The organism is Pseudomonas sp. NPDC087342 (assembly GCF_044744265.1).
GTDB lineage: Bacteria > Pseudomonadota > Gammaproteobacteria > Pseudomonadales > Pseudomonadaceae > Aquipseudomonas > Aquipseudomonas nunensis.
Window position 1 is genome coordinate 295,267 of the sequence record NZ_JBIUXZ010000001.1, and the last position, 23,820, is coordinate 319,086.

Consider the following 23,820-nt stretch of genomic DNA (forward strand, 5'->3'; position numbering starts at 1 on the left):
GTTTAGTCCGGGGGATAGGGGCTGCCGCGCGGAGCGACGAAAGCAACTCTCACTAACCCGTACAAATCCCCCTGTGGGAGCGGGCTTGCTCGCGAAGGCGTCGTCAGCCTTAAGAAAATGGCTCCATAAAATGCCCTGTAAGTGGCTCTTCTAGTAGAACCAATCAGGTCATAGCATTGGTTTTCCTCAATCGGAAACCAATAATCATGAAATCAAAAATGAGCTATCCGGCCGCCTGGAAATTGGCCGCCACGGTAATGTCTGCCGCACTGTTATCCGCCTGCGAACCACCGACCCGCGCGGACTTCATCAAGTACCCGTCGCTGCGACAAAAGTGGTCGATGACCTGCGACGCTCGCAGTCACCTGGCCGAAGTCAACGTGAAGGGCTGCGAGAACTTGCATCAGTGGCAAAGCGCCAATGAACAGCCCGGTTTGATGAATCAAAACCTGGGCAAGTGACGCCTGTCAGAAGGTGAATTGACGGGATGACGGCTGGGCCATTTCGGCATCGAGCAGATGCTCGACCAGCACATCATTCAGAAAGCGGAACTGGTCATTGATCCCGACCACTTCGTTGCTGAAGTGATTGGCGGCGGCGGGCATCAGCAGCGCTTCGAAGTTCTTGTCGAATACCAGCGCGATCTCTTTGCGCGAGACCACATGCTGCGAATAGTAGTTGGTGCCGAACACCGGGAAACTGACGGCCAAAGTGACGATGCGGATCATGATGGGTGCTCCTCGGTGTGGCCGATGTCCAGGAAGAAACGCGAAAACAGGGTCAGGGTGACGGCGGTCAGGGCCAGGCAAGTCAGGAGATGGATCAACATGATGTGCCCCTCCGATACGGGGTTTGCAGTGGGTATGGGCTGATCGTGCACCGGACGGTTTTTATGCGGAAGGCATTCGTTACGATGGTGGATATCGACGGGAATGATGGTGAAGGTTTTTTCATCGTTCTATCGCCGATCTTGTAGGAGCGAGGCTTGCCCGCGAAGGCTGCCTCAAGATCACATCACTCTCCAGACGAACGGCCAAAACCCTGAACCTATACTCAACTCAATAGCTTTATGAGCACCGGGCATTTCGCTCGGGAGCGACTCCAGGACACCGCGATCTTGAACCTGCGTTCGCTGATCGTCGCCGTGATAGTGGTGTTGGCCGGTTGCGCCACGTCTGCGCGTGCCCCGGCGCCAGCACCGGTCGTGGTGGTGGCGCCGAGCACCTGGCAGCAGGTCGACCGGGAGATTGTCGCCGCGTCGCAATCGGCCACTGAGCAGACCAAAATCTACGCGCGCGGGGCCATGGATTACTGGCGCACGCGGGTTTATCAACTGACCGAAGAGAACTTCATTCCCTGGTTCAGCAGTTACTGGACCCAGGAATGGCTGTCGATGAAGGTCAGTTGGTACACGATCAGCGCCACGGGCGAGCAGGATGCCTCGGCCAAGCGCCTGGCGGCTTATCTGCTCGATCAATACCAGAAGCGCGTGCTGGCGCCGGTCGCGGTGGAGATCGATCCCGATGCGATTCTCGGTCTGGCCACAGCGTTCTACGTGGACATTCTCCAGGAAGAACTGCAGAAAATTTCCCAGCGCCATGGCGTGCCGATGGCGCAGCTCAATGGGCGGATCCAGAAAATTCCGGCGATTGCTTTGGGGCCACCGCCGGCCCGGGATGCTTCGCTGTATCAAGTGGTGCATACCGAACCGCTGAATACGCTGCCGGCCTACGCCGCGCTGATCGACAAGATCCACAAGGCCGGTGGCGACAGAGGCGTGGATTCGACGGAAACCGCCATGGCGCCAGTGGCCAAGCGCGCCAGCCAACGGATGGAGGCCGAGATGCCCACCCGTGGCGCCGCCAGTGCTGTGGCGGCGGCGGCGGGCAAACTGGCCGGCGGCTTGATCACGGTGGGCGTGGCGGGGATCCGCGCGATCATCCAGGCCAACGACCGGCCGGACAGCGAAGCGCTGATCCGCAGCAGCCTGGGCAACACTTTCGACAAGGCCTGGGCGAAGCTACTGCAAAACCCGACCACCGGCGTCATGGCGGGCACGCTGTATTTGGCCGCGCAAATCGAGGGGAATCTGGCGGGGAGTGCTGAAGTACCGTCGGTCAGTTCGGGTAACGGTGCTGTCGATTGGAGCCCGGCGGAATCGACTACTCAGCAGATCGACCCCTGACCGATGCCGCTCAGGATGAACCCAGTCCTGTGGCGAGGGAGCTTGCTGTGGCGAGGGGGCTTGCCCCCGTTGGGCTGCGAAGCGGCCCTTTAGCCTTCCGCTGAGGTGTGTCAGACACGCCGACTTCGCGGATTTTACGACTGCTTCGCAGCCGAACGGCGGCAAGCCCCCTCGCCACAGGTTTTGTGTTCGCTTGGTATTGGTCTTTTACTCATGAAGGAGAACCACCATGTCTTACGTCGATGGCTTTATCGCTGCAGTCCCCACCGCGAATCGGGAAAAATTCAAGAAACACGCGGAGGACGCTGCGGTGATCTTCAAGGAGAACGGTGCTCTGAGCGTCGTCGAATGTTGGGGCGATGACGTGCCCGACGGCAAGGTGACCTCGTTCCCGATGGCGGTGAAGCTCAAGGAGGACGAAACGGTGATCTTTTCGTGGATCATCTGGCCGGACAAGGCCACCCGCGATGCCGGGATGCAGAAACTGATGGACGATCCGCGCATGCAACCGGACGCCAACCCGATGCCGTTCGATGGCCAGCGCCTGATCTTTGGTGGGTTCAACATTATCGTGCAGGCGTAAAAAACCAGCGCAGGATCACTCCGGCGACGGGGTAATCCTGCAACTCTTGCGATTGCGGATCTCGTTGTCCGTCGGCCGTTCCCGGACGAACTCGAAACGCGGCTCACCTTCGCTATAGTGAACCAGCCAGCCCCACTCCAGTTCGGACTCATTCTGGCCGGGTTGCGGCGGCATCGCCCACCATGGCTCTTTGCTGATGATCTCTCGCATGGCGCCCTCCGGTTGATTCGGTTGGTTCAACTATAACGTGCATGTCAGGAGGTGCCAGGCGTGAGCGACGAATCCCATGAACCGTTCAAGCGGCTGTTTTTTGCGTTGAGCTGCGCGCCGGAGCAGCGGCGGGCGATTGCTCAGTGGCGCAGCGCTTTGCAGCTACGCAGCGGACGGCCGGTGCCGGCGGAGAATTTTCACCTGACGTTGAAGTTTCTGGGCGCGGTGGGTGTGGCGCAGATTGCTGATATCTGCACAGCGGCGGCGAAGGTTCGGGTGCCGGGTGTGGCGTTGCGGGTGGTGCTGGATCGAGTGGATGTGTGGCGCAAGCATGGGGTTTTGGTGCTGGCGTCGGAGCAGGCACCGCCGGAGTTGTTGCGGCTGGTGTATGCGCTGGAACAAGCGATGTTGCCGTTTGGATTTGAGGATTCGCCGAAGGAATTTCGACCGCATTTGACCTTGATGCGGGATTACCGATTGCCGGTGCCTGAGTCCGAGACACCGCCCGAATTTATCCTGCGCGCCGAGCACTTCACGCTGTTCGAATCCCATAAGGGCCGCTATCGGGCGCTGGCCGAATGGCCGCTGATGCCCTAGGACAAAAAAAGGCGCCCGAGGGCGCCTGAAGTTCACCTTAACCGAGGAGCCAGGTGAGGCCGTTCGCAGGAAGTGCAGCGGTGGTAAGGCGCTGCGTGAACGGAAGAGGGGACATCACACACTTTCCTGTGGGAGCGAGCTTGCTCGCGATGAGGCCATCACATTCAACGCTGATGGTGACTGGTCCACCGCCATCGCGAGCAAGCTCGCTCCCACAGTGTTTTGTGATGTTCAGAGATTTTGTATCCAACACATCACCCCTGTGGGAGCGAGCCTGCTCGCGAAGGCGTCTTCAAGCGAATTACTTCCCGAGTTTTACGCGGGTCCAGCCTCGGGTCATCACACGTTGAACACCAATCGGCATATCCGGGATCGCATACAGCGTCGCCATCACAGCCTGCGACGGGTACGAGCCGGGATCATCACGAATCGCTTCATCCACCAACGGTGTCGCCGCGGCGTTGGCGTTGCTGTAGCCGATGTTGTTGGTGATCTCGGCGATGATGTCCGGGCGCATCAGGAAGTTCATGAACAGGTAGGCGTTATCGACGTTCGCCGCGTCCCGGGGAATGGCGACCATGTCGTAGAAACTGCCGGCGCCTTCTTTCGGGATGCTGTAGTCGATCTTCACCGTGTCGCCGGCTTCCTTGGCGCGGGCCTTGGCCTGCAACACATCGCCGGAGTAACCGACCGCTACGCAGATGTTGCCGTTGGCCAGGTCAGAGATGTACTTCGAGGAGTGGAAGTACGCCACCGACGGCCGAATCTTCATAAACAACGCTTCAGCTTCGGCAATCTGCGCCTTGTCCTGGGAGTTCACCGGGTAACCCAGATAGTGCAGGGCGGCCGGGAGCATCTCGGTGGGCGAATCAAGGAAACTGATGCCGCAGGCTTTGAGTTTTTCCGCGTTTTCCGGTTTGAACAACAAGTCCCAGGAATTGGTCGGCGCATTGGCCCCGAGCACTTCCTTGACCTTGGCCGGGTTGAAACCGATGCCGATCGAGCCCCACATGTACGGGAAGGCGTGAGCGTTATCCGGGTCGCTGGCCGAAGCGTTTTTCAGCAGCACCGGGTTGAGGTTTTTCCAGTTCGGCAGCTTCGATTTGTCCAGCGTCTGATACACGCCAGCCTTGATCTGCTTGGCCAGGAAGCTGTTGGACGGCACCACGATGTCGTAGCCGGATTTACCCGCGAGCAGGCGAGCCTCAAGGGTTTCATTGCTGTCGAAAACATCGTAGGTCACGCGGATCCCGGTCTCGTCTTCGAACTTCTTGACCGTGTCCGGGGCGATGTAATCCGACCAGTTATAAACGCGCAGAACCTTGTCGTTGGCCTGGGCAACCGTCGCCAGGGCGCCCACTAAGGACAGTGTCAGCAGAGTCCTGCCAAACATTTTCATCGGTACAACTCCATTTCTTTTTTATTCAAATACGCAAAACAATGCAGTGCTGGCGCACCCCTTGTAGCAGTTGGCGAAGCCTGCGTTCGGCTGCGAAGCAGTCGTAAAACCTGCGAATTCAATCTTCCTGAAAGAACCGCAGTGACTGAATTCACGACTGCTGCGCAGCCGAACGCAGGCTTCGCCAGCTGCTACAAAGTGTGCGTGTTGCAGGCCATTAGGCCGTCGCTTCGACTCGTTGGTTTTTCGGTTGTGTCCAGGACTCACTGGCCGTCTGGTCCATCGCTTCCTGGATCGCGCGTTTACGGGTGGCTTCGGCGCGGCGGCTGAAGTACCAGACCATGAACGTCACGATCGAAACCGCGAGCAGAATCAGGCTAGCCACCGCGTTGATCTCAGGTTTCACCCCCAGACGCACCGCCGAGAACACTTCCATCGGCAGCGTGGTGGAACCCGGCCCGGACACGAAACTCGCCAACACCAAATCATCCAGCGACAAGGCAAACGACATCATCCCGCCCGCCGCCAACGACGGCGCAATCATCGGAATGGTGATCAGGAAGAACACCTTCAACGGCCGCGCACCCAGGTCCATGGCCGCTTCTTCGATGGACAGATCCAGCTCGCGCAAACGCGCCGAGACCACCACCGCCACATACGCCGCACAGAACGTGGTGTGAGCAATCCAGATCGTCACCAGACCACGTTCTTGCGGCCAGCCGATCAACTGCGCCATCGCCACGAACAGCAGCAGCAACGACAGACCGGTGATCACTTCCGGCATCACCAACGGCGCCGTCACCAAACCACCGAACAACGTGCGGCCCTTGAAGCGGGTCACGCGAGTCAGCACGAACGCCGCCAAGGTTCCCAGCGCCACTGCCGCAATCGCGGTGTAGCAGGCGATTTCCAGCGAGCGCACCACCGAGCCCATCAGTTGCGTGTTGTCGAGCAAACCGACGTACCACTTCACCGACCAGCCGCCCCACACCGTCACCAGTTTCGAGGCGTTGAAGGAGTAGATCACCAGGATCAGCATCGGCAGGTAGATAAACGACAGGCCGAAAATCAGCATGAACTTTGAAAATCCGAAGCGTTTCATCCCCGTGCCTCCATCTCTTTGGCCTGGCTGCGGTTGAACAGCAGAATCGGCACAATCAGGATCAACAGCATCACCACCGCCAGGGCAGATGCCACCGGCCAGTCGCGGTTGTTGAAGAACTCTTGCCACAGCACGCGGCCGATCATCAGCGTCTCAGGGCCGCCCAGCAGTTCCGGAATCACGAACTCACCGACCACCGGAATGAACACCAGCATGCAACCGGCGATGATGCCGTTCTTGGCCAGCGGCACGGTGATTTTCCAGAAGTTGTTGAAGTTGCTCGAACCCAGGTCCGACGCGGCTTCCAGTAGGCTGCCGTCGTGTTTCACCAGGTTGGCGTACAGCGGCAACACCATGAATGGCAGATACGCATAGACCACGCCGATATAGACGGCCGTGTTGGTGTTGAGGATCTCGATCGGGTGATCGGTGATCCCGGTCCACATCAGGAATGCGTTGAGCAAACCGTTGTTGCTGAGGATGCCCATCCACGCATACACGCGGATCAGGATCGCGGTCCAGGTCGGCATCATGATCAACAACATCAGGACGTTTTGCGTTTCCTTTTTCGCCTTGGTGATCGCGTAGGCCATCGGGAAACCGATCACCAGGCACATCAGCGTGCTGAAAAACGCGACCTTCAACGAACCGAGGTACGCCGAGATGTACAGCTCATCCTGAGTCAGCAACGAGTAGTTGCCGAGGTTCAGCAGCAGCTGGAATTTCTGCTCGGCGAAGGTGTAAATCTCCGAGTACGGCGGAATCGCCAGCGCCGCTTCCGAGAAGCTGATTTTCATGACCAGAAAGAACGGCAGCATGAAGAACAGGAACAGCCAGATGAACGGAATGCCGATCACCAGTTTGCGCCCGCTGGGGACCAGTCTTAGAAATTGCTGATTGAAGGTTTTCATGAGCGCAGTACCACGCCGCTGTCGTCTTCCCACCACACGTAGACCTTGTCGTCCCAGGTCGGACGTGCGCCCCGGCGTTCGGCGTTGGCCATGAACGACTGCACGACTTTGCCGCCAGGCAATTCGACGTAGAACACCGAGTGTCCGCCGAGGTAGGCGATGTCATGCACCTTGCCTTGGGACCAGTTGTAACGCTGCTCCGGCTTGATAGTGCTGACCAGCATTTTTTCCGGGCGGATGGCGTAGGTGATCGACTTGTCCTGCACCGAAGTGCTGACGCCGTGGCCGACGTAAATCTTCTGTTCCAGGTCCGGGCTGTGGATGATCGCGTGACCTTCCAGGTCCTCGACAACGGTGCCGTCAAAGGCGTTCACGTTGCCGATGAATTCGCAGACCATGCGGCTGACCGGTGCTTCGTAAATGTCCACCGGGCTGCCGATCTGGGCGATCCAGCCGAGGTGCATGATCGCGATGCGTTCAGCCATGGTCATGGCTTCTTCCTGGTCGTGGGTCACCATCACGCAGGTCACGCCGACCCGCTCGATGATCTGCACCAGTTCCAGTTGCATCTGCGAACGCAGCTTTTTATCCAGCGCGCCCATGGGTTCGTCGAGCAACAGCAGCTTCGGACGCTTGGCCAGGGAGCGGGCGAGGGCGACGCGCTGACGCTGGCCGCCGGACAACTGATGGGGTTTGCGTTTGGCGTACTGGGTCATGTGCACCAGGCGCAGCATCTCTTCGACGCGGGCGTCGATTTCGCTGGCGGACAGCCGATCCTGCTTCAGGCCGAAGGCGATGTTCTGCGCCACCGTCATGTGCGGGAACAGCGCGTAGGACTGGAACATCATGTTGATCGGCCGCTCGTAGGGCGGCATGTCGGTGATGTCGACACCGTCGAGCAAGATCCGCCCTTCGGTCGGACGTTCGAAGCCGGCGAGCATGCGCAGCAGGGTCGATTTGCCCGAGCCGGAGCCACCGAGCAGGGCGAAGATTTCGCCTTGATGGATCTCCAGGGACACATCGTCCACGGCGGTGGTTTCGTCGAACTTCTTGGTCACGCGATCGATTTTCACCAAGACCTTTTTCGGGGCCTGGTGACCTTCAAGAGCCTTCCTGTAAGTGCTGGAGGCATTTGCCATGTGAAACTCCCAACAGGTTTCAGTCGTCGGGCCAACGCGGCCTGACTTAATAGTTGATTGCAAGCCCGGGATGCCGGTCGGCGCTGGCCCTTGTAGGAGCGAGGCTTGCCCGCGAAGACGGTGTGTCAGTCGACATAATCGTTGCCTGATACACCGCCTTCGCGAGCAAGCTTCGCTCCTACAGGAGATTGCGCTTGCTGACCGCTCGGGCTTATTCGGCGCCGCCGTCCTGGCTGCCTGGTGGTGCTTGTTGTTGTCTTGTTTCGTTTTTTACGCGTGAAGAAGCAGCGCGCGTCGGCGCAGCCGCCCGTTCACGAGGGCAGTTAAATCGTTGGATGAGGGTTTAAGTCGTCAGCGTTTTTTACGTAGCGCCGCCCGTTGCCGGCATGCGTCGCCAAACGCCTGGAAAATACTCAAATACTGAGGATTCGATAGCATCTGCCATTCCGGGTGCCATTGCACACCGACCGCAAAAGCCGGACTGTGGTCCACCGAGATCGCCTCGATCAAACCGTCCGGCGCAATCGCTTCGCAACGCAGCCCCGGCGCCAGTCGATCGATGCCCTGGCTGTGAATCGAATTGACCATGAACTCGGCAGGCAACTCCAGCGCTTCAAACACGCCGCCCGGTTGCACGGTGACCGCATGGGCCGGCGCGTACTGCACCGCCAACTCCGGACTGTCCGCTTCACGGTGATCGAGCATGCCGGGCAGCTCGTGGACCTTTTGATGCAGGCTGCCGCCGAACGCCACGTTCATTTCCTGGAAGCCACGGCAGATACCGAGCACCGGCACGCCGGCGGCAATCGCTGCACGCAATAAAGGAAGAGTCGTGGCGTCCCGCGCCGGATCGTGATCCGTGCCGGGAGCACTGGCCGGGCCTTGATAGTGGAAGGGCTCCACATTCGATGGCGAGCCGGTCAGCAACAGACCGTCGAGCTGCGCGAGCAGGTCCTCGATTTCGGTCAGTTCGCCCAGGGAAGGAATGACCACGGGCAGCCCCAGAGCCGCGACGCTGACAGCACGCAAGTACTTGTCGCCGCTGACGTGGTAGGGGTGCAGGCCAATCTGTTTGACGCACGCTGTAACGCCGATCAATGGCTTGAATGCCATTTTTATCACCTCGAAGTTTCACACTTGAACGAGCTTTTCCGGAGCTTAGCCTTGTTGATTTTAATTAACAACTCTCATGTAAAAAATTCTAAACGCCGATCGTCTAATCCCGAGGATTTACGCGGTGCGCGGGACGTATCTGGCACTCTCGTGCCCATAAAAGGCCCGAAAATAAAGGTTGAAAGGCCAAGTGTTCGCTATTGACTTCACTTTGCCTTTCGGATTGACTGGGCTCGCAACAAGGTAGTGAACATAATAATTAACAGCTAATAGGTGCATCATGTCGGTCCCTCTGCGTACCGTTCAACTCAACGAAGCAAACGCATTCCTTAAGAAATATCCTGAGGTTTTGTACGTCGACCTTCTGATTGCGGATATGAACGGTGTGGTGCGCGGCAAGCGCATCGAACGCACCAGTCTTCATAAGGTTTACGAAAAAGGCATCAACCTCCCGGCGTCTCTGTTTGCCCTCGACATCAACGGTTCTACGGTGGAAAGCACTGGCCTGGGTCTGGACATCGGCGACTCGGATCGAATCTGCTACCCCATCCCTGACACCCTGAGCATTGAGCCGTGGCAGAAACGCCCAACCGCGCAATTGCTGATGACCATGCACGAACTCGAAGGCCAGCCGTTCTTCGCCGACCCTCGGGAAGTGCTGGCGAATGTGGTGCGCAAATTCGACGAACTCGGCCTGACCATCTGCGCGGCGTTCGAGCTGGAGTTCTACCTGATCGATCAGGACAACGTGAACGGCCGTCCGCAGTCGCCGCGTTCGCCGGTATCGGGCAAGCGTCCGGTGTCGACTCAGGTGTACTTGATCGATGACCTCGACGAATACGTCGATTGCCTGCAAGACATCCTCGAAGGCGCGAAAGAGCAGGGCATTCCTGCGGACGCTATCGTCAAGGAAAGCGCCCCGGCGCAGTTCGAAGTCAACCTGCATCACGTCAACGACCCGATCAAGGCCTGCGACTACGCGGTGTTGCTCAAGCGTCTGGTGAAGAACATCGCCTACGACCACGAGATGGACACCACGTTTATGGCCAAGCCGTATCCGGGCCAGGCAGGCAATGGTTTGCACGTGCACATTTCGATTCTCGACAAAGAAGGCAACAACATCTTTGCCAGCGAGGATCCCGAGCAGAACGCCGCGCTGCGACACGCGATCGGCGGTGTGCTCGAGACCCTGCCGGCGCAGATGGCCTTCCTGTGCCCGAACGTCAACTCGTACCGCCGCTTCGGCGCGCAGTTCTACGTACCGAACTCGCCGAGCTGGGGCATCGATAACCGTACCGTTGCGGTGCGTGTGCCAACCGGTTCGCCGGACTCGGTGCGCATCGAGCATCGTGTTGCTGGCGCTGATGCCAACCCGTACCTGTTGATGGCCTCGGTTTTGGCCGGTATTCACCACGGCCTGACCAACGAAATCGAGCCGGGCCCACCGGTTGAAGGCAACAGCTACGAGCAAAACGAACAAAGCCTGCCGAACAACCTGCGCGACGCACTGCGCGAGCTGGACGACAGCGAAGTCATGGCCAAATACATCGACCCGCTCTACATCGACGTGTTCGTGGCGTGCAAGGAAAGCGAACTGGCCGAGTTCGAAAACTCCATCTCGGACCTTGAGTACAACTGGTATTTGCACACCGTTTAACGGGATGTGCGTGGGGCAATTGCTTTCGATGTGAATGTGATGGCCTCTTCGCGGGCAAGCCTCGCTCCTACAGGGATGCACGAAACCTGTAGGAGCGAGGCTTGCCCGCGAAGGCGGCCGCACAATCAACACTGCATTTGCCTGACACGCCACCGTTCAACGATCACTTATTCCTCTGCGTCGAGTCACAACAATGACAAACACTCGCAGCGACTGGGAACAACGCTTCCAGTCCTTATCCATCGAAGGCCGCGCATTCATCGACGGTCAATATCGCGCAGCACTCAGCGGCGATACCTTCGAATGCATCAGCCCGGTTGACGGCCGTTTCCTGGCCAACGTCGCCAGCACCGACGAAGCCGATGCCAACGCGGCAGTCGCCGTCGCGCGCCAGACCTTCGAGTCCGGCATCTGGGCCAAACAGGCGCCCGCCGAGCGCAAACGCATCCTCATCCGTTTCGCGGATCTGATCCTGGCGAACCAGGAAGAATTGGCCCTGCTCGAAACCCTCGACATGGGCAAGCCGATCAGCGATTCCATGAGCATCGACATCCCGGCGACCGCCAACGCGATCCGCTGGAGCGCCGAAGCCATTGACAAGATCTACGACGAAGTCGCCGCCACGCCCCACGATCAACTCGGCCTCATCACCCGTGAACCAACGGGCGTGGTCGCCGCCATCGTGCCGTGGAACTTCCCGTTGATCATGGCCAGCTGGAAGTTCGCCCCGGCCCTGGCTGCCGGCAACTCGTTCATCCTCAAGCCTTCGGAAAAATCGCCACTGACCGCGATCCGCATCGCGCAACTGGCGTTGGAGGCGGGCATCCCGAAAGGAGTGTTCAACGTGCTGCCGGGCTACGGTCACACCGTCGGCAAGGCGCTGGCGTTGCACATGGACGTCGACGTGCTGGCCTTCACCGGCTCCACCGCGATTGCCAAGCAACTGCTGATCTACGCCGGGCAAAGCAACATGAAACGCGTTTGGCTCGAAGCTGGGGGGAAGAGTCCAAACGTGGTGTTCGCCGACGCGCCGGATTTGCGCGCGGCAGCACAAGCGGCGGCGGGGGCGATTGCCTTCAATCAGGGCGAAGTCTGCACCGCCGGTTCGCGGTTGCTGGTGGAGCGCTCGATTCGCGAGCAGTTCATTCCGCTGCTGGTGGAAGCGCTGCACGCCTGGAAACCGGGGCACGCCCTCGATCCGGACACCACCGTCGGCGCGGTCGTCGATCAGCGTCAACTGGACAACGTGTTGCGCTATATCCAGGTCGGCAAAGACCAGGGCGCGCAATTGATCGCGGGCGGCAGCCGCACCCTCGAAAGCACCGGTGGCCTGTACGTGGAGCCAGCGGTTTTCGACGGCGTGACCAACGCCATGACCATCGCCCAGGAAGAAATCTTCGGCCCGGTGCTGTCGCTGATCACCTTCGACACTGAGGAAGAAGCGCTGGCCATCGCCAACGACAGCATCTTCGGCCTGGCCGCTGGCGTGTGGACCAGCAACCTGAGCAAGGCCCATACCTTCGCCCGTGGCTTGCGCGCCGGCAGCGTCTGGGTCAACCAGTACGACGGCGGCGACATGACCGCGCCGTTCGGCGGGTTCAAGCAGTCGGGTAATGGTCGGGACAAATCGCTGCATGCGTTCGACAAATACACCGAACTCAAAGCGACCTGGATCAAGCTCTAAGACCTTTACAGCGGCGGTCGCAGGCCAGCCTGCGGCCATCGGAGAAACCTATGAAACCAACAACACATGTAAACAGCTACTACGCCGCCACCCGCAATTTCACCGGCGAATTCCCGGTGCTGGAACAAGCGGTGGACTGCGACGTCTGCGTCATCGGCGCCGGCTACACCGGTTTGTCCTCGGCGTTGTTCCTCTGCGAAGCGGGCTACAGCGTGACCGTGCTCGAAGCTGCCAAAGTCGGGTTCGGCGCCAGCGGTCGCAACGGCGGCCAACTGGTCAACTCCTACAGCCGCGACGTCGATGTCATCGAAGAACGCTACGGCGACAAAACCGCTGAAGTCCTCGGCAGCATGATCTTCGAAGGCGCCGACATCATCCGTTCGCGCATCCAGCACTACGACATCCAGTGCGACTACAAGCCCGGCGGCATCTTCGCTGCGCTGAACAAAAAGCAACTCAAAGGCCTGGCCGAGCAGAAAAGCAGCTGGGAACGCTACGGCAACAAAAACCTGAAAATGCTCGACGCGGCGGACATCCGGCGCGAAGTCGGTTGCGACAACTACGTCGGCGGCCTGCTGGACATGCAGGGCGGCCACATCCACCCGCTGAACCTGGCTCTCGGCGAAGCCTCGGCGATCATCGGCCTGGGCGGCAAAATCTACGAACAATCGGCGGCGGTGGAAATCACCTACGGCGAACCGATCACCGTGCGCACCGCCAAAGGCGTGGTCCGCGCCAAATACCTGCTGATCGCCGGCAACGCCTACCTGCCGCAAGACCTCGACAACCGTGTTACGCGCAAAAGCATGCCCTGCGGCTCGCAAATCGTCGTCACCGAACCGTTGTCCGAACAGGTCGCGCGCAGCCTGATCAAAAACAACTACTGCGTCGAAGACTGCAACTACCTGCTCGACTACTACCGCCTCACTGCCGATAACCGCTTGCTGTACGGCGGCGGCGTGGTCTACGGCGCCCGTGAGCCGGACGACATCGAGCAACTGATCAAGCCGAAAATCCTCAAGACCTTCCCGCAACTGAAGGACGTGAAAATCGACTACCGCTGGACCGGCAACTTCCTGCTGACCATGTCCCGCATGCCGCAATTCGGCCGCATCGAGAAAAACGCCTACTACATGCAAGGCTACAGCGGCCACGGCGTCACCTGCTCACACCTGGCCGGCAAACTCATCTCCGAAATGATCCGCGGCGACGCCGAACGCTTCGACGCCTTCGCCTCGCTGCCGCACATGCCCATGCTCGGCGGCCGCACCTTCTCGGCGCCACTCACCGCCATGGGCGCCGCGTACTACTCGTTGCGCGACCGGTTCGGTATCTAAATCCCTGTGTGAACGGGCACCTGTGGCGAGGGGCTCGCCCCCGTTGGGCCGCGAAGCGACCCAAACCCGACCACCGCGGTGTAACAGTTACACCGGGGGCAATGGTTTACGACCGCTTCGCAGCCGAACGGGGGCAAGCCCCCTCGCCACAGCATCAAAACCAACACCATCCTTGTGGCGAGGGAGCTTGCTCCCGCAGGGTCGCGAAGCGTCCTCGTTTTGGGCTTTTTACCCACCACCCATCGAACCTGCTGAGCAACACGAACAAACGTGATTTAATACCCGCCTTTCACGTTTCTGGGACAGGGAAGCGGTGTTCCTCGCGGCCAAAAGTCGCCCGCCATCCACCCCCATAACCCCTTAAGTAGTTCACACATAAGGCTGTCATGGACACGGGCTCACGACTCAAATTAGTACGCGAAAGCTACAAACTGTCCCAGCGCGAGCTGGCCCGGCGTAGCGGCGTCACCAATGCCACCATCTCCCTGATCGAACAAAATCGCGTCAGCCCCTCCGTCAGCTCCCTCAAAAAACTGCTCGAAGGCATCCCCATGTCCCTGGCGGACTTCTTCACCTTCGACCAGCCACCGCGTGAGCATCAATACGTATTCCGCGCCAACGAACAGCCAGACCTCGGCCGTCATGGCCTGCGATTGCTGCTGATCGGCGCTTCCGTGCCGAGCCGGCAAATGCGCTTGCTGCGCGAGCAATACGCGCCTGGGGCGAGTTCGGGTGAAGAGCCTATCGTGCACTCGGAAGGCGAGGAGTGTGGGTTGGTGACGCGTGGGACGGTTGAACTCACCGTTGATGGGCAGATTAGTGTGCTGAACGCCGGGGATGGGTACTACTTCCCGACGACACTGCCGCATCGGTTTCGGAATATTGGCCAGGATGAGGCAGAAATCATCAGCGCCAACACCCCGGCTAACTTCTGATATCAAAAATGCACACTGACCTGTAGCAACGGTCGTTCGTTGCTGCAGGCATCCTTCAAAGTAAATGGATTTACCGCATGACTACCCAACGAATCCGCGCACTAGCGCTCTGTGTCTTTCATCACGATGGAAAGATCCTGGTCAACGAATTCACCGACCCCGTCACCCAACAAACCTTCTTCCGGCCGATCGGCGGAGGAATCGACTTTGGCGAAACCAGCGCCGAGGCCGTTGTGCGAGAGGTCCAGGAAGAACTCGGATTGCCGATCACCGATGTGCGTTTGATTGGTACGCTTGAAAGCCTCTTTACGTATGCCGGTAAGCCTGGGCACGAGATTGTGCGGGTTTACGATGCGAGGTTTGTGGATTCAGCGGTTTATGAATTGCCGTACTTGAATGCTCAAGAGAGCAATGGTGCTGCGTTTACTGCTGCGTGGCATTCGTCAGCGAGCTTTACGAACGAATCGCCGTTGGTGCCTGAAGGTCTTTACGATTTATTGAAGAAAATTGCATTGCTGGACTGAAGCTCATTAGGGAAAGGGAGCGCATTTATTTCGCCCCCAAAATTGACAACCCGGATCATCCCCAACACTATCGACCCATGACTTACACACGCCAAATGAACATGATGTGCTCCTCCATGACCGCTACCGGCGGGCCATGAGGTCACGCGTTCATAAGATTTGACGCAGTTACCCAAAGCCCCGCCAGAAATGGACGGGGCTTTTTAGTTCTTCGTCTATGGATGGTTTACGGAGAAAGAAATGTTTGAGATTAGACGTGCTAAACCGAGCGATGCCCAAACCGCGTTCGAGATACGCCTTCAAGCGATACGGCATCAATGCATTGGTGCCTATACCAAGGAGCAAATGCTCGCCTGGACGGCAGGGGCTGCTAAGGATGGGTATGACGTCCTGATGGAGAAGTACTTTTATCTGGGCTGTATTGAAGGTGAGCCGGTGGCTACGGGGATGCTGGATCTGGAGAACAGTGAAATTGGTGCGATCTTTGTGCTGCCGGGTTTCATGCAACGAGGTATCGGTTTGAAAATCGTCACTCACCTAGAAGGTCTGGCGAGGGGCTTGGGGCTGAAGGAAGTCAATCTGGACGCTACGTTGAACGCGTCTGACTTTTACCGGCGGTGCGGTTATGTCGGCGAGGAACCTGCTATTTACCATTCACCTTCCGGGCTTCAGTTGGCTTGTGTACCGATGGTGAAAGGGCTTTTGATTTGAAAAGTGGGAAAGGGAAGTACATCAATCCTATCTGCTAGTTCACAGAGTCATCGCTGCTGGTTCAACATATTTGGCGCTCCAATGACCCAAGCGACTGCTGCCATCCGGCGATCACATTTACCAATGCAGACCCAGACATTTACTCGCTTCAAAATGGAGGATGGATGCATTCTCGATAACGGGTGAAGCTCTGTTGGGTCCTGAGACCGCCGAGTGAAAGATCGGTCAACAATGATGGCATTTTGGGTTTGGATCAGCTTATGCTGTTCGAAATCACCTCATCAGGGACGAGATATGGGGAAAAACAACGCTGGGATCTATTCGAATAAATAATCTTCTGGCTTGTTTGTCTTTGGTTGCTCTAGCAAGTGTCGCAACTGACGAATAGCAGGGTGGTTTGTCTATGTCATAACATTTGCTTGTTTTATTTTGTTTTGGGGGGGGGACTTTATGAATAATATTACAATACAAACAAGGGCTAGAATTCATATAGCTTTGCTCAACGAAAGTGGTTACTTAGGGCGAATAGATGGCAGCATTGGTTTTGCTATTGACTCTCCAGGCTGGAAGGTTTGCGTATATAGGGAGTTATTAGAGAATTCGTCAGATAACCTCGAGCCGGAAATGTCATGTGCGCTTGAATCACTATATTTCCAGATGAAAAAAGCATTCGACTTGCCAGATTTTTTTTATAGTATTTCAGGGCGAATAGAAAACCACATTGGCCTCGGATCTAAGACGTCACTGTTAATGGGGTTTGGAAGTGCTGTAAATCAGCTTTTTGGATTGAACTTATCTTCTTGGGAAGTGGCGCAATTATCGGGTCGCGGTAGTACATCTGGAGTTGGTTACTGGGCGTCACAAAAAGGAGGATTTTTATGGGATGCTGGCCGGAAATATCCTGAACAAAAGGCTTCGTTTGCTCCATCTTCTTCCTCTAATGCGGTCCCTCCTGATTTGGTTTTAACTATCGATCTGCCACGGTTTTATGTTTGTCATTTTCGGTTTGAAGAAAAGGGGATTTATGGTAGTGAGGAAATTTCGTTATTTAATAAATATTGCCCTACCTCTCACGATGATACAAAAAAGTTGCTGGCAGTGGTCTCTGGGTTACTAGTCCCATCACTGATATCTAGTGATGAAGATGGTGTGCAAGTCGCTTTAAGAAGCATCCAGTCGCTTGGGTTGAAAGCAATTGAATGGGATCATCAGGGCGCTAAGACATTACACTTCAAAAAGTTTTGGGATTCCCGACAATTAGCAACTGCGCTCTGCTTAAGCAGTATGGGATCAACTATGTTTTGTTTGACGCAGAATCCTGACTTGGTGATGAAGATTATAGGTGAATACTCATTTGAACCTATGCACTGCCGCGTCTCAAAAATATTGGGAGATATAAAATAATGAAAAAAGTACATGTGCTGTCGATTGGTATAAATGAATATGATAATTTTCGAACTCTTGGAGGGTGCGTAAATGATTCCAAAAATATAAAGCAGTCGTTTTCTGCAAGATACTCTGGCATGACTGGCGTTCTAGTTAATGACGAAAATACCACTCCTACGGCATGGTTGATAAATAATGAGCTGACTAAAATTAAGGCTCTCGGTTATGACAGGGACGATGTTGTCATTTTCTTTTTTGCCGGGCATGGTTTTTCTTTAGATGGAAAAGATTATATAACTGCGAAAGATACCAATCTCGATAAGTTAGATACAGCAATTAGTACCGATAATATTATTGATTGCTTTAAGAAGTCTGGTGCGGGCAACGTAGTGCTGATTATTGATGCATGCCGTACAGATATTCACCGTGGAGTTGATATTTTCGGTGAGAGAACTGCTGAAATTTCCAGGCGCCACGGAGTAGTAACTTACTTTAGCTGTAGTCCTGGTGAAACAGCTAAAGAGCTTGCGATTCTTAATGGTGGAATTTTCACAACCGCGTTTTCTGAGCTTTTAAATAAAAAAGACGTTCCGTTTACCCCGTTTTCATTTAACAGGCTTTTAATACAAGCGTTGAGCGTTGTATGCGGGCAGCACAAACTTGGTAAGCAGACGCCTTATACTGCGGTTGCGCCACTGGAGAAGGCGATTTATGACGTGTTCTCAGGACTAAATCATGATGTAGATATTCAAAAAAAGGAGATGATACTTGTATTGGGGCCTAGTAACGCGGGCAAAACAACAATAGGTCAATTTCTTGCAAAAGAGCATGGTTATATTCATGCAGAGATGAGTTCTTACGCATGGAAAAGATTTAATGAGCATAAAGATTACAGGGGATCAATGCTTGACTTTATGGAGCATGAGGTTTGGAGCGGTGGGAATGAAGACGCCATTGCTAAAGATTTAATTCAGTCGAATATCGTTGGTGGGAAAATAGTTGTATGCGGCGCGCGTAGGGTCGAGGAAGTTAAGACTCTCATGGCGCAGGGGTGGGATGTCATTCCCATCTTTATTTTTGCAAATGCCGGAGTGAGATATAAAAGGATTCAACACTCCTCTGGGCGATATGGTCCAAATTACGAGGAGTTTATCAAGAAGGATTTGAAGGAGTTTTCTTGGGGGATCGCGGATATGGTTCAGCTGAAAAATATAGAGTTAATTATCAATGAGGGTGATATAGAGGCATGTTTCTCTAAGGTGCGAGCTCTGATCAAATAGATGTCTGAATATTTCATTCGCGCCGGAATAGAAAAAATTATGTTTTTGATGAAAACTAATTTTCGCTATTGAAGTTTAGCAACCGCTTACTGCCAGTCGCATTCACTTTTAAAGCTAGTTATGAACAAGTAGTAAAAGCCCGTACGAATACGGGCTTTTTTACAAGTAAAATTTTGTCACTATCCCTTAGGCGTATCAAACCCCCGCTGCTCAATTACCCGAAAAACATCATGCACATCCCGGATCAGGATCAAGGCGATGTTGGTGACGGTGTTGATGTCGTTTTCGGCGTAGTCCGGCAGGCTGGTGCAGGCCATGAGGTTGAGGTATTTGAGGACGGCGTTGAGGCGTTCGCTGACGCAGTTGTGGAGTTCGCGGATGGGGGCGTCGTTGTCGATGAGGAGGACGGGGTAGTCGGTGGCGAATTGGGACATGGGGGTGAAGCGGCGTGGCGGGTTTTGAGTAGTCATGGTGTAAATCCTAATAAAAGAAGATTTACCACCTCTTTGCTGCGAAACAAATGGGTGGCAGTTGTGCGTGGGTTCGCAGACCGGAGGATTTACACCAAGACCCGGCAGACCCGAAGGTCTCCCACGCACAACCGCCATGAAACATGACGCGGCCAGAGCCGGCTGCATCATGCCTGACGGTACTTTGGTGTCAACTTTAAGGGCTGCGAAACCCTATCGCCAATTGCTGTGGCGACGGGTCGAATATAGGTGTCGACTTTGGTGCTCGCAACCGGGGTGTAGGACGGCTTTTAGGTCATTGAGGCGAAGGGGATTTGCTACGTTCAGCCACGAAACCCTTACGGGCCGGGCCTTCGGAAATGTCTTAGGAAATAGGTGGCAGCAGATTAGGGCTGCTTCGCATCCCAGCGGGAGCAAGCTCCCTCGCCACAAAGGGTGTTTTCCTACGTGGTTTTCAGACCGGGAACGTCGAGTCTTTTGGGGTTTTTTGGGGCTGCTTCGCAGCCCAACGGGGGCAAGCCCCCTCGCCACAGGAAGCCCCCTCGCCACAGAAGTCGAGTTCGCTTTGGCCCGTTGGCTATTGCGCGCTATGGGTGCTGTGTTTCGGCCCGGCCAGTGCCCAGGCGATGAGGCCGATCAGCGGCACGAAGACGATGACGACGATCCACACGCCTTTGTTGTCGATCTTGCTGCCGCTCTTGATCACTTTGTTGATCGCCCACAATTCAATCACCACCAGTACTGCCGCGAGTGCGATCCAGACGTATTCGATTTGCATTAGCCACCTCCTGAAAGTCATTTCATTAGGCGGGCGGTGTTGGTGAGGGTTCATTTCTTTTTGTCAGGCGGATACAGCCTTGCATCCGCCTGCTGTCGTCATTACACGGCGCTGCGGATCACTTCAATGATTCGCTGGGCGATGTATTCCACGTGGGTTTCCATCGCGAAGTGCCCGGTATCCAACAATTCCACCACTGCATTCGGATTGTCACGCTTGAACGCTTCTGCGCCTGGCGGGATGAAGAATGGGTCGTGTTTGCCCCAGATCGCGAGGGTCGGCAGTTGGGTTTCGCGGAAGAAGCGTTGGAAGTCGGGGTAGCGTTTGAGGTTGTTGGCGTAGTCGAGGAACAGGTCGAGTTGGATGTCTTTGTTGCCGGGCCGTTCCAGCAGCAGGGCGTCGAGGGTGTAGGACTCGGGGGCGATGAGTTCAGGGTGGCTGACGCCATGTTCGTACTGCCAGCGGGTGCCTTCCAGGTGCAGGACGGCGTCGGCGATGGCTTGGCGGTTGGTGGCGTTCGGGTCGGCCCAGTAGGTTTTGATCGGGGCCCAGGCGTCGCCGAGGCCTTCGAGGTAGGCGTTGCCGTTTTGTGAGATGAGGGCGGTCATGCGTTCCGGGTGTTTGACCGCGAGGCGCAGACCGGTGGGGGCGCCGTAGTCGAAGACGAACATGGCGTAGCGTTTTAGGCCCAGGGTGTCGACGAAGTGTTCGAGGGTTTGGGCGAGGGCGTCGAAGCTGTAGACGTATTCGCGCGCGGCGGGCACTTCGGTAAAGCCGAAGCCGGGCAGGTCGGGGGCGATGATGTGGAAGTGTTGCGACAGCAGCGGGATGAGTTGACGGAACTGGTGGGATGAACTGGGGAAGCCGTGGAGCAGGAGCAGGGTTGGCTGGGTAGGGTCGCCGGCTTCACGGTAGAAGACGTTGATGCCGTCGGCGTTGGCGAATTGGTAGGTGATGGTTGGGATGTTCATGATGACGGACCTCGTAACCTGTTGGATGGGGTTTAGGCGGTTTCGAGAAAGACTGTTGCATGGGTTGTGTAACCTGTCAAAGTAATTTTTGCAGGTTACTGTTTTTTGTGGCGGGCACAAAAAACCTGTGGGAGCGAGCTTGCTCGCGATGAGGGCGTGTCAGGCGACATGGGTGTCGCCTGATATACCGCTATCGCGAGCAAGCTCGCTCCCACAGGGTTCTGTATAGGATCTTGAGATTTAGGCGTTCAGGTTTTTCTGGCGTTCGCGGTGGGCGGCGGCTTTGGCTCGGTTGCCGCACACGGCCATGCTGCACCAGCGGCGTTTTCGGCCTCGGGTGTGGTCGACGAACATCAGGGTGCAGGCGTGGCCTTCGCAGCATTTCACGTTGGAAAAATCTTCGGTGCTGACGAATTGCGCGAGCACGTCGCCCAGCGGCAGCAGCAGGGAATCCGGGCTGCGCCAGCGGCGTTGCAGTTGCGCGGCGAGGGTCGGTGTGTCGCCGGTTTGCAGGGTGATTTGCGTGTATTTCTCGTCGCGTTCGAGCAGGCGATTCAGGGCGTCCAGCTCGGTCAGCACCGAGGCGTCCAGCGGTTTGCCTTTGTATTTCAGGACGAAGCCGCGAAACCATTCCCGCAGCGAGCGTGCCTGGGCCGCGACGTTTTCCAGTTCGCCGGGCATCGCCTGGGCCTGGAGGCGTTCCAGCACGGCGTCTTCGACCCAGCCAGATTGTTTCAGCCAGTCCAGCCAACCCGCGCCATCGTCGATCCAGTCGACCGGTTCATCGATGGGTGTCGCGATCGAGTTCAGGAAGTCCAGGGCGGGGGCGTCGGCGACGAAGATGGCCGGACCGCGAGGTGTGCTGCTCATGAGGTGTCCACCAAAGCCGTGATTGATGTGGGTCAGCGTAACCACTCAAAATGTGTTTGACAAGTTACTGATCGCTACGTAACCTCTTAATCATCTTCAGTGCGGTTATGTAGATGCGCCGCCGAAGCGACCCCAAAAACAATCAACCCTGGGATAGACGTCATGAAAGCGATCGTTCTTGAGAAATTCGGCGGCCTCGACAGTTTGGTTTACAGAGACATTCCTGAGCCCGAAGCGATGCCGGGTCATGTGGTGATTGAGATCAAGGCCTTCGGCATCAACCACGCGGAGATGCACATGCGTCGTGGCGAGTGGGCCGAGGCGGCGCCGGTGTCGGGCATTGAGTGCGTGGGGCTGGTGAAGTCGTGCCCCGGTGGCGAGTTTGCGGTGGGGGCCAAAGTCGCGGCGCTGATGGGCGGGTTGGGCCGGACCATCAATGGCAGCTACGCGCAGTTCACCCGGGCGCCGGTGTCGAATGTGGCGCTGATCGAGGCGGATTTGCCTTGGGCTGAACTTGCGGCGATTCCGGAAACCTATGCCACGGCGTGGACTTGTCTGTTTCGCAATCTTGAGCTGGTCAAAGGGCAACGGTTGTTGATTCGCGGGGCTACGTCTTCGTTTGGTCAGGCTGCGGTGAAACTGGCGGTGAACGCCGGTGCGCAAGTTGTCGCGACATCTAGAAGCACCGAACGCTTCGCCATGCTTGAGGCACTGGGTGTTGCCGGTGTCGAGCAGGAAGGACCGGAGCTGTCCAAGCGAATCACCGGGCAATTCGACGCCGTGCTCGATCTGGTCGGCAACAGCACCATCCTGGATTCGCTGTCGATGGTGCGCCGGGGCGGCAAGGTCTGCCTGGCGGGTTGGTTGGGCGGACTCGCTCCTATCCCTGAGTTCAATCCCTTGCTGCAAATGGCCAGCGGCGTTTACCTGACTTTCTTCGGCAGTTTTGTGTTCGGGACGCCGGGTTTCCCACTGTCGGACGTGCCGTTGCAGGCCATCGCCGAAGACGTGGCGGCGGGGCGATTGGATGTCACGCCGTCGCGGATCTTCAGGTTTGACGAAATCCACGAAGCCCATCGCGTGATGGAAGCCAACGAGGCAGGCGGAAAAATGGTTGTGGTGCACGCATGAATCAGGCCCGGGAGAATACGATGATCAACTCAGTAGCGATTGTGACCGGTGCCAGCCAGGGCATCGGCCGCTCGACGGCGATTCGTCTGGCGCGGGATTTTGATGCGCTGGTGCTTGTCGCCAGAAATCGGCCGAACCTTGAAGCGACGGCGCAAGCAGTCCGTGAGGCTGGCGCGCAATGCCTGATCGTTGAAGGCGACGTCGCCGACCCTAAGATCCCCGCGCAAGTGGTGGATCAGACGCTGGCGGCGTTTGGCCGGATTGATGCCTTGCTCAATATTGCCGGCGCGGTGCCGCAGATCGATTTGTTCGACATGACCGACCAGCAATGGCATGACGGCACCGAGCTGAAATTGCACGGCGCGCGGCGGATGACGCTGGCGGCGTGGCCGGCGTTGAAGGCGACTAAGGGCGCGGTGGTGTTGATGTCCGGCAATTCGGCGGTGACGCCCAAGGCACCGTATGCGGCGGTGGCCACGATCAATTCAGCGATTGTGGCGCTGGCGAAGGCGTTCGCGGATCGTGGTACGCAGGATGAGGTGCAGGTGAACAGCGTGTTGCCGGGGCCGGTGATGACCGGGCGGCGGCGTTCGTATCTGGAGAAGTGGGCGCCAGCGCATGGGTTGTCGGTGGAGGAGGCTATGTTGAAATTTCCGCAAGAGGCGGGGATTGGCCGGTTTGGTGAGCCGGAGGAGATTGCCGAGTTGATGGCGTTTTTGGTGTCGCCGGGGGCGAGGTGGATGACGGGGTCGGCGTTGCGGATGGATGGTGGGGAGGTGAAAGCGGTTTAACTGCAATCTCCTCCATGAACACAAACCTGTGGCGAGGGGGCTTGCCCCCGTTCGGC

Annotated in this window: 25 protein-coding genes; 14 read left to right on the top strand and 11 right to left on the bottom strand. The window is 57.0% G+C overall.

From position 1 onward, the window contains the following. The first annotated feature begins 218 nt into the window (after positions 1-218). A complete protein-coding gene (locus ACIOYV_RS01380) occupies positions 219-461 on the top strand; it encodes a hypothetical protein (protein WP_239512083.1) in 243 nt (80 codons plus the stop codon). Between the two features lie 6 nt (positions 462-467). Here ACIOYV_RS01380 and ACIOYV_RS01385 read toward each other — a convergent pair whose 3' ends face one another. Continuing rightward, positions 468-728, bottom strand: coding sequence for a hypothetical protein (locus tag ACIOYV_RS01385; protein WP_054051117.1), 261 nt, complete (start codon positions 726-728; stop codon positions 468-470). A 389-nt stretch (positions 729-1,117) separates the two neighbouring features. On the opposite strand from ACIOYV_RS01385, the gene ACIOYV_RS01390 reads away from it, so the two are divergent. Both ACIOYV_RS01390 and ACIOYV_RS01395 read left to right on the top strand, forming a co-directional pair. Then, positions 1,118-2,185: a hypothetical protein gene (locus ACIOYV_RS01390; protein ID WP_265039194.1), complete on the top strand. Its 1,068-nt coding sequence runs from the start codon at positions 1,118-1,120 to the stop codon at positions 2,183-2,185. 229 nt (positions 2,186-2,414) lie between these two features. Further along, on the top strand, positions 2,415-2,768 hold the full coding sequence (locus ACIOYV_RS01395) for a DUF1428 domain-containing protein (RefSeq protein ID WP_054051119.1): 354 nt from the start codon (positions 2,415-2,417) through the stop codon (positions 2,766-2,768). 15 nt (positions 2,769-2,783) lie between these two features. Here ACIOYV_RS01395 and ACIOYV_RS01400 read toward each other — a convergent pair whose 3' ends face one another. Continuing rightward, positions 2,784-2,978, bottom strand: coding sequence for a hypothetical protein (locus tag ACIOYV_RS01400; RefSeq protein WP_054614291.1), 195 nt, complete (start codon positions 2,976-2,978; stop codon positions 2,784-2,786). A 60-nt stretch (positions 2,979-3,038) separates the two neighbouring features. Between ACIOYV_RS01400 and thpR the strand changes: the two genes are divergently transcribed. Continuing rightward, positions 3,039-3,575, top strand: a complete 537-nt coding sequence (gene thpR, locus ACIOYV_RS01405) for an RNA 2',3'-cyclic phosphodiesterase (protein ID WP_401320183.1) — start codon at positions 3,039-3,041, stop codon at positions 3,573-3,575. 301 nt (positions 3,576-3,876) lie between these two features. Here thpR and ACIOYV_RS01410 read toward each other — a convergent pair whose 3' ends face one another. The 5 genes from ACIOYV_RS01410 to ACIOYV_RS01430 form a co-directional block, all read right to left on the bottom strand. Beyond that, positions 3,877-4,974 carry a polyamine ABC transporter substrate-binding protein gene (locus ACIOYV_RS01410; protein ID WP_265039190.1) on the bottom strand — a complete coding sequence of 366 codons (1,098 nt, stop codon included), beginning with the start codon at positions 4,972-4,974 and terminating at the stop codon, positions 3,877-3,879. Between the two features lie 217 nt (positions 4,975-5,191). Beyond that, positions 5,192-6,076, bottom strand: a complete 885-nt coding sequence (locus tag ACIOYV_RS01415) for an ABC transporter permease subunit (RefSeq protein WP_401320186.1) — start codon at positions 6,074-6,076, stop codon at positions 5,192-5,194. Beyond that, positions 6,073-6,987, bottom strand: a complete 915-nt coding sequence (locus ACIOYV_RS01420) for an ABC transporter permease subunit (RefSeq protein ID WP_054051129.1) — start codon at positions 6,985-6,987, stop codon at positions 6,073-6,075. Before ACIOYV_RS01420 ends, ACIOYV_RS01415 begins: the two co-directional genes overlap by 4 nt. Next, positions 6,984-8,126, bottom strand: coding sequence for an ABC transporter ATP-binding protein (locus ACIOYV_RS01425; protein ID WP_054051131.1), 1,143 nt, complete (start codon positions 8,124-8,126; stop codon positions 6,984-6,986). The genes ACIOYV_RS01420 and ACIOYV_RS01425 overlap by 4 nt, the downstream gene beginning before the upstream one ends. A gap of 351 nt (positions 8,127-8,477) precedes the next feature. Next, positions 8,478-9,239, bottom strand: a complete 762-nt coding sequence (locus tag ACIOYV_RS01430) for a gamma-glutamyl-gamma-aminobutyrate hydrolase family protein (RefSeq protein ID WP_401320189.1) — start codon at positions 9,237-9,239, stop codon at positions 8,478-8,480. A 280-nt stretch (positions 9,240-9,519) separates the two neighbouring features. Here ACIOYV_RS01430 and ACIOYV_RS01435 point away from each other — a divergent pair, with 280 nt between their 5' ends. From ACIOYV_RS01435 to ACIOYV_RS01470, 8 genes are all read left to right on the top strand, one after another. After that, entirely contained in the window at positions 9,520-10,896 is a 1,377-nt protein-coding gene (locus ACIOYV_RS01435; protein WP_401320191.1) for a glutamine synthetase family protein, read from the top strand. A gap of 193 nt (positions 10,897-11,089) precedes the next feature. After that, entirely contained in the window at positions 11,090-12,580 is a 1,491-nt protein-coding gene (locus ACIOYV_RS01440) for an aldehyde dehydrogenase (RefSeq protein ID WP_401320194.1), read from the top strand. A gap of 50 nt (positions 12,581-12,630) precedes the next feature. Beyond that, positions 12,631-13,917 (top strand): FAD-binding oxidoreductase, encoded by a 1,287-nt coding sequence (locus ACIOYV_RS01445; protein WP_054051140.1) that lies wholly within the window; start codon positions 12,631-12,633, stop codon positions 13,915-13,917. Positions 13,918-14,303: 386 nt separating this feature from the next. Continuing rightward, positions 14,304-14,852, top strand: a complete 549-nt coding sequence (locus tag ACIOYV_RS01450) for a cupin domain-containing protein (protein WP_028623608.1) — start codon at positions 14,304-14,306, stop codon at positions 14,850-14,852. Positions 14,853-14,929: 77 nt separating this feature from the next. After that, positions 14,930-15,376, top strand: coding sequence for an NUDIX hydrolase (locus tag ACIOYV_RS01455; RefSeq protein WP_401320196.1), 447 nt, complete (start codon positions 14,930-14,932; stop codon positions 15,374-15,376). A gap of 240 nt (positions 15,377-15,616) precedes the next feature. Then, positions 15,617-16,087 (top strand): GNAT family N-acetyltransferase, encoded by a 471-nt coding sequence (locus ACIOYV_RS01460; RefSeq protein WP_401320199.1) that lies wholly within the window; start codon positions 15,617-15,619, stop codon positions 16,085-16,087. A 450-nt stretch (positions 16,088-16,537) separates the two neighbouring features. Next, on the top strand, positions 16,538-17,491 hold the full coding sequence (locus tag ACIOYV_RS01465) for a beta-ribofuranosylaminobenzene 5'-phosphate synthase family protein (protein ID WP_401320201.1): 954 nt from the start codon (positions 16,538-16,540) through the stop codon (positions 17,489-17,491). Beyond that, a complete protein-coding gene (locus ACIOYV_RS01470; RefSeq protein WP_401320204.1) occupies positions 17,491-18,753 on the top strand; it encodes a caspase family protein in 1,263 nt (420 codons plus the stop codon). Before ACIOYV_RS01465 ends, ACIOYV_RS01470 begins: the two co-directional genes overlap by 1 nt. Positions 18,754-18,932: 179 nt before the next feature. Here the strand turns inward: ACIOYV_RS01470 and ACIOYV_RS01475 are convergent, their stop codons facing one another. The 4 genes from ACIOYV_RS01475 to ACIOYV_RS01490 all read right to left on the bottom strand — a co-directional run bounded on the left by ACIOYV_RS01475 (position 18,933) and on the right by ACIOYV_RS01490 (position 21,842). Then, on the bottom strand, positions 18,933-19,223 hold the full coding sequence (locus ACIOYV_RS01475) for a fructose-bisphosphate aldolase (protein WP_401320205.1): 291 nt from the start codon (positions 19,221-19,223) through the stop codon (positions 18,933-18,935). A 577-nt stretch (positions 19,224-19,800) separates the two neighbouring features. Continuing rightward, a complete protein-coding gene (locus tag ACIOYV_RS01480; RefSeq protein ID WP_054051149.1) occupies positions 19,801-20,001 on the bottom strand; it encodes a PLD nuclease N-terminal domain-containing protein in 201 nt (66 codons plus the stop codon). 101 nt (positions 20,002-20,102) lie between these two features. Continuing rightward, a complete protein-coding gene (locus tag ACIOYV_RS01485; protein ID WP_401320208.1) occupies positions 20,103-20,972 on the bottom strand; it encodes an alpha/beta fold hydrolase in 870 nt (289 codons plus the stop codon). A gap of 240 nt (positions 20,973-21,212) precedes the next feature. Next, positions 21,213-21,842: a CGNR zinc finger domain-containing protein gene (locus tag ACIOYV_RS01490; protein ID WP_401320210.1), complete on the bottom strand. Its 630-nt coding sequence runs from the start codon at positions 21,840-21,842 to the stop codon at positions 21,213-21,215. 162 nt (positions 21,843-22,004) lie between these two features. Here ACIOYV_RS01490 and ACIOYV_RS01495 point away from each other — a divergent pair, with 162 nt between their 5' ends. Both ACIOYV_RS01495 and ACIOYV_RS01500 read left to right on the top strand, forming a co-directional pair. Then, positions 22,005-22,973 (top strand): zinc-binding alcohol dehydrogenase family protein, encoded by a 969-nt coding sequence (locus ACIOYV_RS01495; protein ID WP_401320212.1) that lies wholly within the window; start codon positions 22,005-22,007, stop codon positions 22,971-22,973. 20 nt (positions 22,974-22,993) lie between these two features. Next, positions 22,994-23,764: an SDR family oxidoreductase gene (locus tag ACIOYV_RS01500; protein WP_401320213.1), complete on the top strand. Its 771-nt coding sequence runs from the start codon at positions 22,994-22,996 to the stop codon at positions 23,762-23,764. Positions 23,765-23,820 lie beyond the last annotated feature (56 nt).

Coding starts and splice junctions, on each gene's coding strand:
- ACIOYV_RS01380 (WP_239512083.1), top strand. CDS start 219: ATGAGCTATCCGGCCGCCTGGAAATTGGCCGCCACGGTAATGTCTGCC.
- ACIOYV_RS01385 (WP_054051117.1), bottom strand. CDS start 728: ATGATCCGCATCGTCACTTTGGCCGTCAGTTTCCCGGTGTTCGGCACC.
- ACIOYV_RS01395 (WP_054051119.1), top strand. CDS start 2,415: ATGTCTTACGTCGATGGCTTTATCGCTGCAGTCCCCACCGCGAATCGG.
- ACIOYV_RS01400 (WP_054614291.1), bottom strand. CDS start 2,978: ATGCGAGAGATCATCAGCAAAGAGCCATGGTGGGCGATGCCGCCGCAA.
- ACIOYV_RS01410 (WP_265039190.1), bottom strand. CDS start 4,974: ATGAAAATGTTTGGCAGGACTCTGCTGACACTGTCCTTAGTGGGCGCC.
- ACIOYV_RS01415 (WP_401320186.1), bottom strand. CDS start 6,076: ATGAAACGCTTCGGATTTTCAAAGTTCATGCTGATTTTCGGCCTGTCG.
- ACIOYV_RS01420 (WP_054051129.1), bottom strand. CDS start 6,987: ATGAAAACCTTCAATCAGCAATTTCTAAGACTGGTCCCCAGCGGGCGC.
- ACIOYV_RS01425 (WP_054051131.1), bottom strand. CDS start 8,126: ATGGCAAATGCCTCCAGCACTTACAGGAAGGCTCTTGAAGGTCACCAG.
- ACIOYV_RS01430 (WP_401320189.1), bottom strand. CDS start 9,239: ATGGCATTCAAGCCATTGATCGGCGTTACAGCGTGCGTCAAACAGATT.
- ACIOYV_RS01435 (WP_401320191.1), top strand. CDS start 9,520: ATGTCGGTCCCTCTGCGTACCGTTCAACTCAACGAAGCAAACGCATTC.
- ACIOYV_RS01440 (WP_401320194.1), top strand. CDS start 11,090: ATGACAAACACTCGCAGCGACTGGGAACAACGCTTCCAGTCCTTATCC.
- ACIOYV_RS01445 (WP_054051140.1), top strand. CDS start 12,631: ATGAAACCAACAACACATGTAAACAGCTACTACGCCGCCACCCGCAAT.
- ACIOYV_RS01450 (WP_028623608.1), top strand. CDS start 14,304: ATGGACACGGGCTCACGACTCAAATTAGTACGCGAAAGCTACAAACTG.
- ACIOYV_RS01455 (WP_401320196.1), top strand. CDS start 14,930: ATGACTACCCAACGAATCCGCGCACTAGCGCTCTGTGTCTTTCATCAC.
- ACIOYV_RS01460 (WP_401320199.1), top strand. CDS start 15,617: ATGTTTGAGATTAGACGTGCTAAACCGAGCGATGCCCAAACCGCGTTC.
- ACIOYV_RS01465 (WP_401320201.1), top strand. CDS start 16,538: ATGAATAATATTACAATACAAACAAGGGCTAGAATTCATATAGCTTTG.
- ACIOYV_RS01470 (WP_401320204.1), top strand. CDS start 17,491: ATGAAAAAAGTACATGTGCTGTCGATTGGTATAAATGAATATGATAAT.
- ACIOYV_RS01475 (WP_401320205.1), bottom strand. CDS start 19,223: ATGACTACTCAAAACCCGCCACGCCGCTTCACCCCCATGTCCCAATTC.
- ACIOYV_RS01480 (WP_054051149.1), bottom strand. CDS start 20,001: ATGCAAATCGAATACGTCTGGATCGCACTCGCGGCAGTACTGGTGGTG.
- ACIOYV_RS01485 (WP_401320208.1), bottom strand. CDS start 20,972: ATGAACATCCCAACCATCACCTACCAATTCGCCAACGCCGACGGCATC.
- ACIOYV_RS01490 (WP_401320210.1), bottom strand. CDS start 21,842: ATGAGCAGCACACCTCGCGGTCCGGCCATCTTCGTCGCCGACGCCCCC.
- ACIOYV_RS01495 (WP_401320212.1), top strand. CDS start 22,005: ATGAAAGCGATCGTTCTTGAGAAATTCGGCGGCCTCGACAGTTTGGTT.
- ACIOYV_RS01500 (WP_401320213.1), top strand. CDS start 22,994: ATGATCAACTCAGTAGCGATTGTGACCGGTGCCAGCCAGGGCATCGGC.